This window comes from Brevundimonas sp. (assembly GCF_004210735.1).
Lineage (GTDB): Bacteria > Pseudomonadota > Alphaproteobacteria > Caulobacterales > Caulobacteraceae > Brevundimonas.
Window position 1 is genome coordinate 26,539 of the sequence record NZ_SDZL01000026.1, and the last position, 14,137, is coordinate 40,675.

At 67.5% G+C, this 14,137-nt stretch carries 16 protein-coding genes and 1 pseudogene; 7 read left to right on the forward strand and 10 right to left on the reverse strand.

Going from position 1 to position 14,137, the window contains the following annotated elements; translation table 11 throughout:
* Positions 1–18: 18 nt before the first annotated feature.
* On the reverse strand, positions 19–1,293 hold the full coding sequence (locus EON91_RS07625) for a nucleoside transporter C-terminal domain-containing protein (protein WP_292093077.1): 1,275 nt from the start codon (positions 1,291–1,293) through the stop codon (positions 19–21).
* Positions 1,294–1,467: 174 nt separating this feature from the next.
* Between EON91_RS07625 and EON91_RS07630 the strand changes: the two genes are divergently transcribed.
* On the forward strand, positions 1,468–2,394 hold the full coding sequence (locus tag EON91_RS07630) for a DUF4349 domain-containing protein (RefSeq protein WP_292093079.1): 927 nt from the start codon (positions 1,468–1,470) through the stop codon (positions 2,392–2,394).
* A 4-nt stretch (positions 2,395–2,398) separates the two neighbouring features.
* On the opposite strand, the gene EON91_RS07635 is transcribed toward EON91_RS07630, so the two are convergent.
* On the reverse strand, positions 2,399–3,277 hold the full coding sequence (locus EON91_RS07635) for a branched-chain amino acid aminotransferase (protein WP_292093080.1): 879 nt from the start codon (positions 3,275–3,277) through the stop codon (positions 2,399–2,401).
* 91 nt (positions 3,278–3,368) lie between these two features.
* Here EON91_RS07635 and EON91_RS07640 point away from each other — a divergent pair, with 91 nt between their 5' ends.
* From EON91_RS07640 to EON91_RS07650, 3 genes are all read left to right on the forward strand, one after another.
* A complete protein-coding gene (locus EON91_RS07640; RefSeq protein ID WP_292093082.1) occupies positions 3,369–4,106 on the forward strand; it encodes a response regulator transcription factor in 738 nt (245 codons plus the stop codon).
* 7 nt (positions 4,107–4,113) lie between these two features.
* Positions 4,114–5,454: an ATP-binding protein gene (locus EON91_RS07645; protein WP_292093083.1), complete on the forward strand. Its 1,341-nt coding sequence runs from the start codon at positions 4,114–4,116 to the stop codon at positions 5,452–5,454.
* Between the two features lie 75 nt (positions 5,455–5,529).
* A complete protein-coding gene (locus EON91_RS07650; protein WP_292093085.1) occupies positions 5,530–6,018 on the forward strand; it encodes a hypothetical protein in 489 nt (162 codons plus the stop codon).
* On the opposite strand, the gene EON91_RS07655 is transcribed toward EON91_RS07650, so the two are convergent.
* The 3 genes from EON91_RS07655 to EON91_RS07665 form a co-directional block, all read right to left on the reverse strand.
* The gene (locus tag EON91_RS07655) at positions 5,995–6,798 is read right to left on the reverse strand and encodes a pyrroline-5-carboxylate reductase dimerization domain-containing protein (RefSeq protein ID WP_292093086.1); all 804 of its coding nucleotides are present in this window, start codon (positions 6,796–6,798) and stop codon (positions 5,995–5,997) included. The genes EON91_RS07650 and EON91_RS07655 overlap by 24 nt on opposite strands.
* On the reverse strand, positions 6,798–7,301 hold the full coding sequence (locus EON91_RS07660) for a YbjN domain-containing protein (protein ID WP_292093089.1): 504 nt from the start codon (positions 7,299–7,301) through the stop codon (positions 6,798–6,800). The genes EON91_RS07655 and EON91_RS07660 overlap by 1 nt, the downstream gene beginning before the upstream one ends.
* Positions 7,302–7,368: 67 nt before the next feature.
* A complete protein-coding gene (locus tag EON91_RS07665) occupies positions 7,369–7,656 on the reverse strand; it encodes an accessory factor UbiK family protein (RefSeq protein ID WP_292093092.1) in 288 nt (95 codons plus the stop codon).
* A 318-nt stretch (positions 7,657–7,974) separates the two neighbouring features.
* On the opposite strand from EON91_RS07665, the gene lgt reads away from it, so the two are divergent.
* The 3 genes from lgt to pgeF are packed head-to-tail and all read left to right on the forward strand — an operon-like array spanning position 7,975 to position 10,696.
* Entirely contained in the window at positions 7,975–8,844 is an 870-nt protein-coding gene (lgt, locus tag EON91_RS07670) for a prolipoprotein diacylglyceryl transferase (RefSeq protein ID WP_292093096.1), read from the forward strand.
* Positions 8,845–8,903: 59 nt separating this feature from the next.
* Positions 8,904–9,929 (forward strand): SAM-dependent methyltransferase, encoded by a 1,026-nt coding sequence (locus EON91_RS07675; protein ID WP_292093118.1) that lies wholly within the window; start codon positions 8,904–8,906, stop codon positions 9,927–9,929.
* Entirely contained in the window at positions 9,926–10,696 is a 771-nt protein-coding gene (gene pgeF / locus EON91_RS07680) for a peptidoglycan editing factor PgeF (RefSeq protein WP_292093101.1), read from the forward strand. Before EON91_RS07675 ends, pgeF begins: the two co-directional genes overlap by 4 nt.
* 155 nt (positions 10,697–10,851) lie before the next feature.
* Here the strand turns inward: pgeF and lpxC are convergent, their stop codons facing one another.
* The 5 genes and pseudogenes from lpxC to EON91_RS07705 form a co-directional block, all read right to left on the reverse strand.
* A complete protein-coding gene (lpxC, locus tag EON91_RS07685) occupies positions 10,852–11,751 on the reverse strand; it encodes a UDP-3-O-acyl-N-acetylglucosamine deacetylase (protein WP_292093103.1) in 900 nt (299 codons plus the stop codon).
* Between the two features lie 153 nt (positions 11,752–11,904).
* Positions 11,905–12,675, reverse strand: a complete 771-nt coding sequence (gene map / locus EON91_RS07690) for a type I methionyl aminopeptidase (protein ID WP_292093104.1) — start codon at positions 12,673–12,675, stop codon at positions 11,905–11,907.
* The gene (locus tag EON91_RS07695; protein ID WP_292093107.1) at positions 12,672–12,884 is read right to left on the reverse strand and encodes a ParD-like family protein; all 213 of its coding nucleotides are present in this window, start codon (positions 12,882–12,884) and stop codon (positions 12,672–12,674) included. Before EON91_RS07695 ends, map begins: the two co-directional genes overlap by 4 nt.
* Positions 12,885–13,390: 506 nt before the next feature.
* Entirely contained in the window at positions 13,391–13,666 is a 276-nt protein-coding gene (locus tag EON91_RS07700) for a hypothetical protein (protein ID WP_292093110.1), read from the reverse strand.
* A gap of 165 nt (positions 13,667–13,831) precedes the next feature.
* Positions 13,832–14,137, reverse strand: a pseudogene (locus EON91_RS07705) (hypothetical protein); the annotation flags it as partial.

Below are 14,137 nucleotides of genomic sequence, written 5' to 3' on the forward strand. Positions count from 1 at the left end.
CCGTTGCTTATCGCAACGCTACTGCCCGAACACCGCCCCCGGCAAGGCCCCGACGACGCAGGCGGTCATCAGCGTGGCCAGGAAGCCGCCGAACAGCGCCTTCCACACCAGACCCAGCACCTCCTCGCGCCGCTCGGGCATCAGCACGCTCAAGCCCGTCACGGTGATCCCGACCGAGCCGATGTTGGCGAAGCCGCACAGCGCATAGGTCATCAACATCCGCGTCCGCTCGCTCATCTCGCCGGCCGGAACCTTGCCCAGTTCGATGAAGGCGACGAACTCGGTCAGGGTCAGCTTGACGCCCAGCAGCCAGCCCGCCTTGGACGCCTCGGCCCATTCGACCCCGGTCAGCCAGGCCACCGGCGCGAACAGCACCCCCAGGATCCGCTCGACCGTCAGCGCCTCGCCCCCGATCACGAACCCGCCCAGCATCACGTTCACCAGCGCCACCAGCGCCACGAACACGATCAGCACGGCCGAGATGTTCAGCACCACCATCAGGCCGTCGGCCGTACCCTTGACGATAGCGTCGATGGCGCTGTCGTATTTCAGCGCCGAATTATAGTCGGCGACCGCTCCGCCCTGCCCCGGCTTTTCCGGGATCAGGATGCGCGCCAGCAGCACCCCCGCCGGCGCCGAAACGATGGACGCGACCAGCACATGGCCCGCCGCATTCGTCAGCACCGGCGACAGGATGGCGGCATAGGCCACCATGGTCGAACCGGCCACGGTCGCCAGCCCGACCACCATCATCAGGAACAGCTCGGACCGGGTCAGCTTGTCCAGATAGGCGCGGATGACGATCGGGCTCTCGATCATGCCCAGAAAGATGTTGGCCGCCACCGCCAGCGCCGACGCGCCGCCCAGCCCCATGGTCCGCTGGAACAGAAAGCCGAAGCCGTGGGTGATCCACTTCAGCACCTTCCAGTGCCACAGCAGCGCCGACAGCGCCGAAATCACCAGGATCAACGGCAGCACCTGAAACGCGAAGGTGAACAGCGCCCCGTCGTTGGTGACCGCATAGGGCTGGTCCCCGCCCGCCAGATAGCCGAACACGAACCGCGTCCCCTCGTTCGTGGCCCGCGCCAACCCGTCCACCGCCCCTGTGATCGCGGCCAGCACCACCTGCGAGCCCGGAATGCCGAACAGCGCCAGCACCAGCGCCGCCTGAACCCCGACGGCGCCCAGCGTCAGCCGCCACGGAAACGCGCGCCGGTTCTCGGACACCGCCCAGCAGACGGCGACGATGACGACCAGACCCAGCAAGCTCTGGAGGTTCAGAAAGCTGAACATTCAAACGGCTCCGCCACCGGCGGACGCCGGTGTTCAATCATCGCTTGAACGCCACGACGCGTCGGCTGGCAAGAGAGCGATGAAATGCGCGCCGTATCGCGGTCGCACCGCCGCCCAACCTTCGCCGTTATGCCATCGCCAGATCGTCGTTATGGCGGGAATGGGGAGATGGTGATGCACAAGGGATTGCTTTTGATCGCGGCCAGCGGAGCGGTTCTGGGCGGGTGCAGTCAACCGGCCTCACACCCGCATGCGGAGAAGGCGGGGGTCAATATGGAGATGGTCTCGCCCGCCGCGCCCGTCGCGGCGCCGTCCGTCCCGGCCGCGGGCGCCGCGACTAACGTTGCAGCCATCACGACGCCGAGCATGGCCTACGCCTACCATTTCGCGCTGGAACTGCCTGCGGACCAGACCACGACCTTGATGGCGCGGCATGACCGGGCCTGCGTCATCGCCGGGGTCGCGACCTGTCAGGTGATCGGCTCCAGCGCCAATCGACAGGGCCGGGACGAAGTACGCGCGCGTCTGGAAATGCGGGCCACGCCGGCATTTGTGACCCGTTTCCGGGCCGGGCTGGATGGCGAGGCGCGATCCGCCGGCGGTCGCGTGGCCGAAGCCGCCACCGAAAGCGAAGATCTGACCCGCCAACTGGTTGACACCGAGGCGCGGATGCGCGCGCTCGAAACCCTGCGCGATCGCCTGCAGCAACTGCTGGCCACACGCAGCGGCACGCTTGAGCAACTGCTTCAGGTCGAACGGGAACTGGCGCGTGTTCAGGGAGAGCTGGACGCCACCCGTTCGGCCCTGACAGTGATGCGGACCCGGGTCCAGACGTCCCGACTGGATATCGACTATCTCGCCGCCGGCCAGTTGGCCCCGGACAGCGCCATGCGACCTGTCCAGGGCGCGCTGGAAAGCGCCGCCTATGTCTTCATGAGCACGCTGGGCGGCCTGATTCTGTTCCTGGCCGGCGCCCTGCCCCTGCTGATCGTATTCGGGCCGCTGGGCTGGCTGGGATGGCGTTGGCGGCGGCGGGTCAAGGCCGGGCGTCTGGCTCGCAAGGCGGCGCGGACGGAAGCGGAGACAGACCCCGCTCCCTGAGCCATCACAGCTCGCGCCGCACCAGCTTGCCGTAGTCGTCCATTAGCGACAGCGACAGTTCGCCGGGAACGAACCGGTACTCGCCAATCTCGCTGACCGGCGTCACCTCGGCGGCCGATCCGGTCAGGAAGCATTCGCTGAAGTCCGACAGCTCTTCCGGCAGGATGTCGCGCACGATCACTTCGACGCCGCGCGCCTGGGCCATTTCGATCACAGTCTGGCGGGTAATGCCGTCCAGGATGTGGTCCACGCGCGGGGTGTGCAGGACGCCGTCCTTGACGAAAAAGACGTTGGCGCCCGTCGCCTCGGCGACATAGCCGCGCCAGTCCAGCATCATGGCGTCTGCAAAGCCGCGCTTCTCGGCCGCCGTCTTGGACATGGTGCAGATCATGTACAGACCGGCCGCCTTGGCCGTGGACGGCGCCGTGGCCGGGTCGGGGCGGCGCCATTTGGCCCACTCCAGGCGGATACCCTTCTTCTTGACCTCAGGGTCAAAATAGCTGGGCCATTCCCATGCCGCGATGGCCAGGTGGACCTTGCTGTTCTTGGCCGTGACGCTCAGTTGCTCCGAACCCAGATAGGCCACCGGGCGCACATAGCAGTCGATCAGGCCGTTCTTTTCGCACGTTTCCTTGCAGGCGGCGTCGATCTCGGCCACGCTGTACGGGACTTCGAAATCGAGCAGTTCGGCGGATCGCTTCAGCCGCTCGCTATGCGCCGTCAGCTTGAAGATTTCGCCACCATACATACGCTCACCCTCGAACACCGACGAGCCATAGTGAAGGCCATGGGTCAGAACGTGCGTTTTCGCTTCCCGCCAGGGCACGAACTCGCCGTCAAACCAGATCCAGCCGTCACGATCGTCGAAAGGAACGAAGGCCATTGAATAACGTCTCCCGCGAAGGTCACGCGTTTAGACGCCGACTGACCCCTCAGGTCAACGCCCGGATCACGGTCATGGCGGGAGATTCGCTGTGAGCGCCGTTGATCCGCGTTCCAGCAGTCGCTCCGGCCCCGTCGCCGCGCCGGGCAGCGGGCGGCATCTGCTGATCGTCGATGACGACGACCGGATCCGCGAACTGCTCAAGGAATTCCTGGCGCGCGAGGGCTATCGCGTCACCGGCGCGGCCCACGCGGGCGCCGCCCGGCGGCTGGTCGAGCTGATCGAGTTCGACCTGATCGTGCTGGACGTGATGATGCCGGGTGAAAGCGGGTTTGACCTGACGACCTGGATCCGCAGCCAGGCGGCCCTGTCGCGCACGCCGGTCCTGCTGCTGACCGCGCGCGGCGATCCCGACGACCGGATCGAAGGGCTGTCGCGCGGGGCCGACGACTATATGTCCAAGCCGTTCGACCCGCGCGAACTGGCGCTGCGCATCGACGCCATCCTGCGCCGCACCGGCGGCAAGCCGATGACCCCGCGCGAGATCAAGCTGGGCGCCGCCGTCTTCGACATGGAGCGGCTGGAGCTATCGCGCGACGGGCAGCCGATGCGCCTGACCGAGGCGGAGGCCCAGTTGCTCAAGACCCTGGCCATCCACGCCCACGCCCCGGTCGAGCGCATGACCCTGTCGCCCGACACCGCCGACATCACCGGCCGCGCCGTGGACGTCCAGGTGACCCGCCTGCGCCGCAAGCTGGAGGCGGACCCCAAGAACCCGCGCTACCTCCAGACCGTGCGCGGCGTCGGCTATATGCTGGCGCCCGACTGAGCCGCTGATGCGCCTGTCCCCGGCCCTGTGGACGCGGTTCCTGAAGCGACGCCTGCCGACGTCGCTCTGGGGCCGTTCGCTGCTGATCATTGTGCTGCCGGTGCTGGTCATGCAGGTGGCGGTGACCTGGGCCTTCTTCGACGCCCACTGGCAGACCGTCACCTCGCGCCTGTCCGAAGGTCTGGCCGGCGACATCGCCTGGGCGGTCGAGAGCTATCGCGACGAACCCACACCCCGGAATCTGGAGGTTATCGCCGACCGCGCCGAGCGCTCGATGCAACTGTCGATCGCGCTTCAGGACGACCGCAGCCTGCCGACCGAGCAGCGGCGCGGGGCCCTTGGCGTCGTCGACCGGGCGCTGGATCACGCCTTGGCCTCGCGCCTGGACGATCCCTACTGGTTCGACACCACCCGCTACCCCGCCTATGTCGACATTCAGGTGCAGCAGCCGCAGGGGGTGCTGCGCTTCATCGCCCCGCGCGAGCGCGCGGTGGCGACCCAGGCCCATATCTTCGTCCTGTGGCTGTTCGTGGCGACCGTGCTGCTGATGGGCGTGGCCATCCTGTTCATCCGCAATCAGGTGCGCGCCATCGAGCGGCTGGCCGACGCCGCCGAATCCTTTGGCCGGGGCGAGAACGAACCCCGCTTCAAGCCGCACGGCGCGCGCGAGGTTCGGGCGGCGGCCAAGGCCTTCATGGACATGCGCGACCGCATCCAGCGCCATATCGACCAGCGCACGGCCCTGCTGGCCTCGGTCAGTCACGACCTGCGCACGCCCCTGACCCGTCTGCGGCTTGAACTGGCCTTGGCCCCACCGTTCAAGCGCGCCGACGCCATGCGCTCCGACCTGGACGAGATGGAGCATATGATCGACGAATATCTGGCCTTCGCCCGGGGCGAGGCGGGTGAGGCGCCCCAGACCATTCGCGTCCGCGACCTGCTGACCGTCGCGGGCGATGACGCCCGCCGCGCCGGGGCCGAGGTCGATCTGTCCGCGCCCGACGACCTGTCCGCCTCGGTTCGGCCGTTGGCCTTCAAGCGCGCCCTGGCCAACCTGGCCGGCAACGCCGCCGCCCATGGCGAGCATGTTCGCCTATCGGCCCGCGCCCTCCCCTCGGGCGGGCTCGAGATCGTGGTCGAGGACGACGGGCCCGGCATCCCGGACGAGATGCACGAGGAAGCCTTCCGCCCCTTCTCGCGACTGGATCCCGCGCGCAACCAGAACCGCAAGGGCGTCGGTTTGGGCCTGGCCATCGCCCGAGACGTGGCGCGCGGCCACGGTGGCGACATCACTCTGGACCGCAGTGACCTGGGTGGTTTGCGCGCCCTGATCCGCCTGCCGGGCTAGCGCCCAGCTTCACCGTTCATCCACCGTTCAGACGAGCGCGCGGCATGATGGCGACTTCAGGATCAGGAGGCTTCCATGCGCCGTTTCGCTCTTCTCGCCCCGCTCGCCGCGCTCATCGTAGCCGGCGCCGTCCAGGCCCAGCCCGCGGGCGTCTCGGTCGATATCGGTCCCCGCCTTCGAGAGGATGTCTCCAAGCTGGGCGAACGCGAGGTCGGGGAACAGGTGTTCCAGCTGACGGCGGCGATCCGTCAGGCCCTGGCCGACAACGAGGAGCTTAAGGACGCCCAGATCCATCTGGTCCTGACTGACCTCAAGCCGAACCGCCCCACCTTCCAGCAGATGTCCGACAAACCCGGCCTGGACCCGATCCACAGCCGCAGCATCGGCGGCCTGGCCGTCGAAGGCGAGATCATCAAGGCGGACGGTCAGCGCATCCCCGTGCGCTACTCGCGCTTCAACAGCAACATTCAGGACGTGCGCGCCTTCACCACCTGGCAGGAAGCGTCAATCGGTTATGACCGGTTCGCTCGCAACCTGGCCTCAGGCCGGTACGTCTCGCGATAGTTCGATCGAGCGGTCGGTGGCGGCGCGGATCGCGTCCGTCACCGTCGCCGTCAGCCCATTGTCCGCCAGCACCGCCAGCCCGGCCTGGGTCACGCCGCCGGGCGAGGCGACCCGCGCCACGGCGTCCGACAGGCTCATCTCATCCGGCAAACCACCCGCCGCCGATTTCAGCGTCGCCCGGGCCAGTTGCTGCGCAGCCTCGGGGTCCAGCCCCGCCGCCTGCCCCGCCTGCGCCAGCGCCTGGGTGAAGGCGTAGAAATAGGCCGGACCGGCGCCGACCACGGCGGTCGCCACGTCCATCAGACCTTCCTCGGCCAGATCCACCGTCTCGGCCACCGGTATGAACAGGGCGTGGGCCGCTTCACGCCCTGCCGCGCTGTCGGCCCAAACGGTAGCCAAGCCCTGCGCCCGCGCGACGCCCGTGGTCGGCATGACCCGGCCGATGATCCGGTCCCCGAATACCGACGACAGCGCGCCCCCCCTGACCGCCGCCATGACGGACACGATGACGGCGTCATCCGCCAACACGCCGACCAGCGGCGCCGACGCCTCGCGCCATTTCGCCGGCTTAACCGCCAGCACGATGGCGCGTGCGTCTTTCAGACTGTCGACGGGAGGATTGATCCGCGCGCCCGCCGCCCGCGCCGCGTCCATGACCGGCTTCACCGACGGATTCAGGATAATCAGGTCTGCGGCCGCCACCGCGCCGCTGGCCAGCCAGCCCTCGGCGATGGCCGAGCCCAGGCGGCCACAGCCCACCAGGACGACCGGTCGCGCCATCAGGCGGTGCCGACGGTCTCGAACAGGCAGGCGTCGATGGCGTCCTGCGGCTTGCGCGCGCCGCGGATCAGGAAGTCGAACGCCGGATAGTAACGGTCCGCCGCCTCGACCGCCGCGTCGATCATGGATGCGGCCTGGGCCAAGGTCGGCCGCTCGCCGTGCGGCAACGCCAGCGAGTGACGGAAGACGATCTCGCCGTCCTCCGGCCAGACCTCGAAATGGCCCAGCCAGGTGCGCTGATTGATCAGGGCCGCCAGTTCATAGGCCGCGCTGCGCCGCGCCTTGTTGGTCTTGATGTCCAGCGCACAGCACAGTTGCAGGCAATCGCCCTCGGGACGCCAGGCGAACCACAACTCATAGTCCTTCCAGTCGCCGGCCAGAGCAAAGGCCAGATCACCGTCGTCGGTGCGGTCGAAGGGCAGGTTCTCGGCCGTCAGCACGTGCTCCACCACATCCAGCGGGTCGAACGGCAGGTCGATCTCTTCGGGCCGGGCGGCGTCCATGAAGCTTACTTTCTCGCCCGCGACTCACGGGTCCTGACGGGACGGTAGGCGTGTTCGCAGATTCGGCTCAACCGGCTGCGTCCGCAGCGGGAGTTCCACCTGTGGACGTTCCCTTGCGAGGCGTCTTTGCGGGCGTCGGCGCGGCTTTCAGCGTCGCGATCTCGGCCCGCAGGGCTGCGATCTCGGCCTTCAGCGCATCGAATTCATCGCGCCGCACCAGATCCATCTCGGCCACGAAACGGTCGGTCTGCGCGCGCCAGGCGGTCTTGGCCTCCTCGCCCGCCGCCTGGGCCAGACCCATGGCGCCGGTGGTCAGCTTGGCGAATTCATCAAGGATGGGGTTACGGGTCTGCATGGCGAACTCTCCGACTCGGCGCGGCCGAGCCTCGTTAACGGATGGTTGCTCCATATGGTGAACGAAATCCTAAGAATCTCCCTCCCCGTCCCGGGGAGGGTGGTCGCAGCGAAGCGGAGACCGGGTGGGGAGGGCTTGGCGATTCCGGGCGCTGTGGATGCTCAGCCTCGCCGTCCCCACCCCACTTCGGCCTGACGGCCTCAGCCACCCTCCCCGGGACGGGGAGGGAGAGTGTCGCACCGCTTCCCGATAACTCACCCGCGACGCCACGCGCGACGCTTGCTAAAGACACACCGTTGAACCGCTTGCGGAGGCTTCGTGCCCTTTCCCGAATTCGATCCGGTCCTGATCCATCTGGGCCCGCTTCCCCTTCGTTGGTACGCCTTGGCCTATGTCGCGGGCATCGTTCTGGGCTGGTGGTACGCCGCCCGCCTGGCCAAAACCGAGGCGCTGTGGGCGCCGCGCAAGTCGCCGGTCACGACGCTGCAGCTGGACGATCTGGTCCTCTGGATCACCCTGGGCATCATACTGGGCGGGCGCTTCGGCTATGCCCTGTTCTACCAGCCGGCCATGTACGCCCAGCTGTTCACCGGCCAGAACTGGGGCGAGCGGCTGGAGCTGTTCCAGCTGTGGACCGGCGGCATGTCCTTCCACGGCGGCCTGATCGGCGTTTCGCTAGCCATCATCCTGTTCGCCCGTCGCCAGAAACTCAGCCTGCTGGGCGTCGGCGACCTGATCGCGCCCGTGGCGCCGATCGGTCTGGCCTTTGGTCGACTGGCGAACTTCATCAACGGCGAGCTGTGGGGCCGTGTCACCGACGTGCCGTGGGCGATCCGCTTCTGCAACCAGCGTATCCTTGAAATGCACGGCTTCTGCCCCGCCGGGAACGAGCCGCGCCATCCCAGCCAGCTGTACGAGGCCGGGCTTGAGGGCGTCCTGCTGTTCGGCGTCCTGTCCTTCGCCATCTGGCGGCTGAAGCTGCTGTCCAAGCCGGGCTATGTCACCGGCCTGTTCCTGATCGGCTACGGCGTGATCCGCGCCCTGCTGGAAGGTGTGCGCGAGCCTGACGTCGGCATGCCCGACTTCCCGCTGGGCCTGACCATGGGGATGATGCTGTCGATCCCGATGATCCTGATCGGCGCCTGGCTGGTCTGGCGGGCGTGGAAGCGGCCGCCCGCCACGGCGTGATCGCTCCGGTGTCCACCCTGAAATCCCGGCTGGCGCGCGAGATCGCCCTGACCGGGCCGATGACGGTCGCCGACTATGTCACCCGCTGCCTGCACGACCCGCAGGACGGCTACTACGCCACGCGCCCCGCGCTGGGCGAAGGCGGCGACTTCATCACCGCCCCCCTGATCAGCCAGATGTTTGGCGAGCTGCTGGGCCTGTGGGTGATCGAGGTCTGGCAAAGGCTGGGCGCGCCCGAGCGGGTGCGGCTGGTCGAGGTCGGCCCCGGCGACGGCACGTTGATATCGGACGCCCTGCGCGCCGCCCGGCTGGTCCCCGACTTCCTCCAGGCCGTCGACCTGATCCTGATCGAACCCAGCGCCCCGCTGCGCGCCGAACAGGCCCGGCGTCTGGCCGACAGCGACGTGCATCCTCGCTGGGTGCGCGACCTGACCCGGGTCGAGACCGACGCTCCCGTCATCCTGATCGCCAACGAGGTGCTGGACTGCCTGCCCGCGCGCCAGTTCGTGAAGACCGAGGGCGGCTGGACCGAGCGGCGCGTCGGCGTCACCGACGACAACGATCTGATCTTCGGCCTGACCGCCATCTCCGGCGGGTTCCAGCGTCCGGCCTTCGACGTCGAGCCGGGTCAGGTGATCGAGGTGTCGGAACAGCAGGCCGCCTTCGGTCGCGACCTGGGCGCCCTGATCCACGCCGCCTCGGGCGCAGCCCTGCTGATCGACTATGGCCGCGCCCGACCCGAGGCAGGCGACACCCTTCAGGCCCTGCGCCGTCACCAGAAAGTCGATCCCCTGACCACGCCGGGCGAGGCCGACCTGACCCAATGGGCCGACTTCCCGCTGGTGCTGGAGGCCGCCCTGCGTTCCGGCGCCGACGTCACCGGCTGCGTCGGCCAGGGCGACTTCCTGAAGCGCCTGGGGATCGAAGCTCGCGCCCAGCGGTTGATCCAGAGTCGGCCCGACGCCGCGCCGGTCATCGGCCGCCAGCTGGACCGGCTGACCGCGCCCGATCAGATGGGCGACCTGTTCAAGGCGGCGGCGATCTTTTCGCCCCGCTCGCTGGCCCTTCCGGGGTTCGAGACATGACGCTGCAACCGATCACCCACCCCCTGCTCGACGCCGCCGGCGTCCGCCATGGCTTTTTCACCCGTCAGGGCGGCGTGTCCGAGGGGATCTATGCGGGGCTGAACACCGGCGTGGGCTCAAAGGACGACCCGAACGCCGTGACCGAGAACCGGCGTCGCGTCGCCGACGCAATGGGCGGCGGGCTGGATGATCTGTGCGGCTGCTACCAGATCCACTCCGCCGTCGCCCGCGTTGCGGAAACCGGCTGGGCGGGCGACCGGCCCGAAGGGGACGCCGTGGTGGCCGCCGTCCCCGGCCCGATCTGTTCGATCCTGACCGCCGACTGCGCCCCGGTCCTGTTCGCCGACGCCGAGGCCCGCGTGGTGGGCGCGGCCCATGCGGGCTGGAAGGGGGCCCTGGGTGGCGTGATCCACTCCACCGTCGCCGCCATGCAGGCGCTGGGCGCCCGGCCGGACCGCATGGTCGCCGTCGTCGGCCCCTGTATCGCCCAGTCCAGCTATGAGGTCGGCGCCGATTTCCAGGACCGGTTCGAGCATCACGACACCGGCTCGGGTCGCTTCTTCGCACCCGGCGGCGTCGCAGACAAACGCCTGTTCGACCTGCCCGGCTATGTGTTGTGGCGCATCGAACAGGCTGGCGTCAGCCAGTCCGCCTGGACCGGTCACGACACCCGCGCGGACGAAACCCGCTTCTTCTCCAACCGCCGCGCGTTCCTGAACGGCGAACCGGACTTCGGGCGGCTGATAAGCGCGATCACGCTGGTCTGACCCTTCTCCCCTTGGGGGAGAAGGTGGGCGGCGAAGCCGCTCGGATGAGGGGTAGGTTTCGACAAACGCCGGGGGTCGAGGGATGAGGCGGATCGCCCCCTCATCCGTCATGCTCCGCATGACACCTTCTCCCGCGAGGGGAGAAGGAAAGACGGTCAGCCCGCCATCGCCATGTCGGGCACGCGCACCGTCTCGCGCCAGGCCTGCGGGTTGGCCAGCAGGGCGCGGACCAGCTGGTTGTTGATCGCGTGGCCCGCCTTGACGCCTTCGTAGCGGCCCAGGAGGGGCGCGCCCAGAACGTACAGGTCGCCGATGGCGTCCAGCGCCTTGTGCTTCACGAACTCGCGTTCCATCCGCAGGCCGCCGGGGTTCAGGATCTCGTCGCCGTCGATGACCACGGCGTTCTCCAGCGACCCGCCGCGCGCCAGACCGGCCTTGCGCAGGGCCTCGACCTCGTGGGCGAAGCCGAAGGTGCGGGCGGCCATGATGTCGGCGCGGAACGTCGCCTCGTCGACCACGAAGTCGACGACCTGATTGCCGATGACCGGCGTCGGGAAATCGATCTCGAACCGCATTTCGTAACGGTCGCAGGGCAACAGGGCGGCCGACTTGTCGCCGTCCTCGACCCGGATCGGCTCCAGAATCTCGATATAGCGGACCGGCGCTTCCTGACGACGGAAACCGGCGCGATCCAGCAGTTGCACGAACTGCAACGCCGACCCGTCCAGGATCGGCAGTTCCGGCCCGTCCACCTCGATCACCGCGTTTGACACGCCCAGCGCGCACAGGGCGGCCATCAGGTGCTCGATCGTCGACAGGCGCACGCCCGCCGCATTCTCGATCATGGTGTTCAGGCGCGCGTCCACGACCGCCTCGCCCGTCACGGGGATGCGGTTGTCGCGGTCGGTCACGTCGGTGCGCACGAAGACCACGCCCGTGCCCGGCGCGGCCGGACGCACGACCAGCTTGACCCGCTGGCCGGTGTGGACGCCCACGCCGGCGCAGATCGCCGGCGCGATGATCGTCTGTTCGTGATGGTCGTTGCGGACCGACAAAACGCTTGCTCGCTTCTACGGACTCCAGGAACGCGGAGTTCGCCTCGCCTCCCCTCTACCGGGGCGGCCGCAACCGGAAAATGAAAGTCGGGTTTCGGATTGTTTCGTTAACGCAGGAACCAAACGGCCCGTCGGCGGTCGTCGCTCTCGGCCTCACGCCGCCGCCCGCGCCTCGTCCGGGCGCAGGGTCAGCACCCGCACCCCGTCGCGCGTCACCGCCACCGTATGCTCGAACTGGGCCGACAGCTTTCCGTCCTCGGTGACGACGGTCCAGCCATCCTCCAGCTCCCGGACCGTCCGGCGGCCTTGATTCAGCATCGGCTCGATGGTGAAGACCATGCCCTCGCGCAGGGTCAGCCCCTTTCCCGGCTTGCCGAAATGCAGCACCTGCGGCGCCTCGTGCATTTCGCGGCCGATGCCGTGGCCGCAATAGTCGCGCACGACCGAATAGCCGGCGCGCGTCGCATGGCGTTCGATGGCGTGGCCGATGTCGCCCAGGGTCGCGCCGGGCCGCACCGCGCGAATGCCCTTCCACAGCGCCTCATAGGTGGTGCGCACCAGCCGCCGCGCCGGGGCCGCCACCTCGCCGACCAGATAGGTCTTGCTGGAGTCGGCGATAAAGCCGTTCTTCTCCAGCGTGATATCCAGATTGACGATGTCCCCGTCCTTCAGGATCTCGTCCTTCGACGGCACGCCGTGACAGACGACGGCGTTGCGCGAGCTGTTCAGCACAAAGCCATAGCCATACTGGCCCTTGCTGGCCGGTCGCGCCTTCAGATCATCGACGATAAAGGCCTCGACCCGGTCGTTGATCTCCAGCGTGCTCATCCCCGCCAGCGTCAACCCGTCCAGATAGGTGAACACCGAGGCCAGCAGGCGTCCCGACTGCGCCATCAGCTCGACCTCGGCCGGCGTCTTGGTCATGCCGCCGCAGCCGCCGGATCATGCGCATCGACGCCCGCCGCCCTCAGCTCTCGCGCCACCAGCTCCTGAAAGGTCAGGCCCGGATTCAGCTCGCACAGCATGCCCAGCCTGATCCAGAACGCCGCCTGCCCATTGATCGACCGGCACGACGCCCGACTGGCCCGCCGCAACTGCTCGTGCAGTTCGTCCTCGATGTTCACGATGCCCATGGACTCTTTCTAATATGCGATACAGATATGTTTCATATATTTCGAAGTTATCGTTCAAACAAGGTCACTCGGCCGCCCAGCCTCTGCGGCTCACAGTTGACCGTAAACCACCGGGATGTTCACCTTTCCGTCTTGGGAGGTGCGGGGTGATAGGGCCAAGGAAATCCTGGCTGGCTCTAAAGGGATGCGTCGTGCTCTACGCCGCGCTAGTCATCTCAGGCTAAGGTGTCTTGATCTGGATGAGCGACACTTCACGCCCGCCGACGGCTCGCGACGCCGAGAAAGGCGGGATCATGATTCCGACCTTCAGATGCCATTACTTTGCGGGCACTGCCTTTTTCAGCCTTGAAACGTCAAACGGCTTCGGGGCTAAGGCTTGTCCTATATTCAAGCATCGGTGGAGGACGAACTAGACGGAGCGGATGTGTCGTTAATGACGGCGAGGAGGCGGTTAGGTCTCAGGCTCATGCCGCAACCAACACAATGGGCTTCAGCTAGACCTCGCTTCATTGCAGGTGGGCGGCATCGACAACGTCACCGCCCATGTGTTCGATAAACGCCGCCCTAATCGCGTCCTTATGGCCCTGCCATTTCTCAGGCTCTGAGTTCGGATTCATATTGTCCGCAAGGAACACCCATTCAACGAACTGGTCCGCTGTTACAGGACCCGAAGAAGGGATGAGGTCATCAACGTGCAGGGGTCGGTCGTTCTTCACGCACCCACAGAAACCCCATGTGACACAGAGCAGATCCAGAAGCGCCTCATAGCCCGTCTTGGTCATCTCAAAATTCCAGCTGCGGCCGTGTCGTATGAACATAGATGACGACATGCCGGTTTCACTCACCGCCCACCGCTCCTCCGTCTTCCGGACAATCGCGGCCCTCTCTCACAACGAAAACCGCCCCGGAGCGGGGCTCCGGGGCGGCGGTTCAGTCTTTACGGTCGATCAGTTGGCCAGGCGGCGCAGGAAAGAGGGGATCTCCAGGTCGTCGTCGGCCTGGCCCATTTCCGGCTCGCTGGTCGCCGGCTGGGCCGAAGTGGTCGGGCGCATCTGCATCGAGCCGCTGTTGCGCGAGGGCGGCGGCGCATAGCTGGGCTGCTGCTGGCGCTTCTTGCCGAACAGGCTCCAGCCGCTGCGGCGGTGGTCGCGCTCGTCATAGTGATCTTCGGCGACCAGCGAGCCGGAAATGGGCCAGGCCGACGACGACCTGGAGATCCCCTCTTTCCTGCGCCGCCTGGCCAACTGATCGAC

What these genes read in the sequence shown, in the direction of transcription:
- EON91_RS07625 (WP_292093077.1), bottom strand. Translation starts at nt 1,293, where the DNA reads ATGTTCAGCTTTCTGAACCTCCAGAGCTTGCTGGGTCTGGTCGTCATC.
- EON91_RS07630 (WP_292093079.1), top strand. Translation starts at nt 1,468, where the DNA reads ATGCACAAGGGATTGCTTTTGATCGCGGCCAGCGGAGCGGTTCTGGGC.
- EON91_RS07635 (WP_292093080.1), bottom strand. Translation starts at nt 3,277, where the DNA reads ATGGCCTTCGTTCCTTTCGACGATCGTGACGGCTGGATCTGGTTTGAC.
- EON91_RS07645 (WP_292093083.1), top strand. Translation starts at nt 4,114, where the DNA reads ATGCGCCTGTCCCCGGCCCTGTGGACGCGGTTCCTGAAGCGACGCCTG.
- EON91_RS07650 (WP_292093085.1), top strand. Translation starts at nt 5,530, where the DNA reads ATGCGCCGTTTCGCTCTTCTCGCCCCGCTCGCCGCGCTCATCGTAGCC.
- EON91_RS07655 (WP_292093086.1), bottom strand. Translation starts at nt 6,798, where the DNA reads ATGGCGCGACCGGTCGTCCTGGTGGGCTGTGGCCGCCTGGGCTCGGCC.
- EON91_RS07660 (WP_292093089.1), bottom strand. Translation starts at nt 7,301, where the DNA reads ATGGACGCCGCCCGGCCCGAAGAGATCGACCTGCCGTTCGACCCGCTG.
- EON91_RS07665 (WP_292093092.1), bottom strand. Translation starts at nt 7,656, where the DNA reads ATGCAGACCCGTAACCCCATCCTTGATGAATTCGCCAAGCTGACCACC.
- EON91_RS07675 (WP_292093118.1), top strand. Translation starts at nt 8,904, where the DNA reads ATGACGGTCGCCGACTATGTCACCCGCTGCCTGCACGACCCGCAGGAC.
- pgeF (WP_292093101.1), top strand. Translation starts at nt 9,926, where the DNA reads ATGACGCTGCAACCGATCACCCACCCCCTGCTCGACGCCGCCGGCGTC.
- map (WP_292093104.1), bottom strand. Translation starts at nt 12,675, where the DNA reads ATGACCAAGACGCCGGCCGAGGTCGAGCTGATGGCGCAGTCGGGACGC.
- EON91_RS07695 (WP_292093107.1), bottom strand. Translation starts at nt 12,884, where the DNA reads ATGGGCATCGTGAACATCGAGGACGAACTGCACGAGCAGTTGCGGCGG.
- EON91_RS07700 (WP_292093110.1), bottom strand. Translation starts at nt 13,666, where the DNA reads ATGACCAAGACGGGCTATGAGGCGCTTCTGGATCTGCTCTGTGTCACA.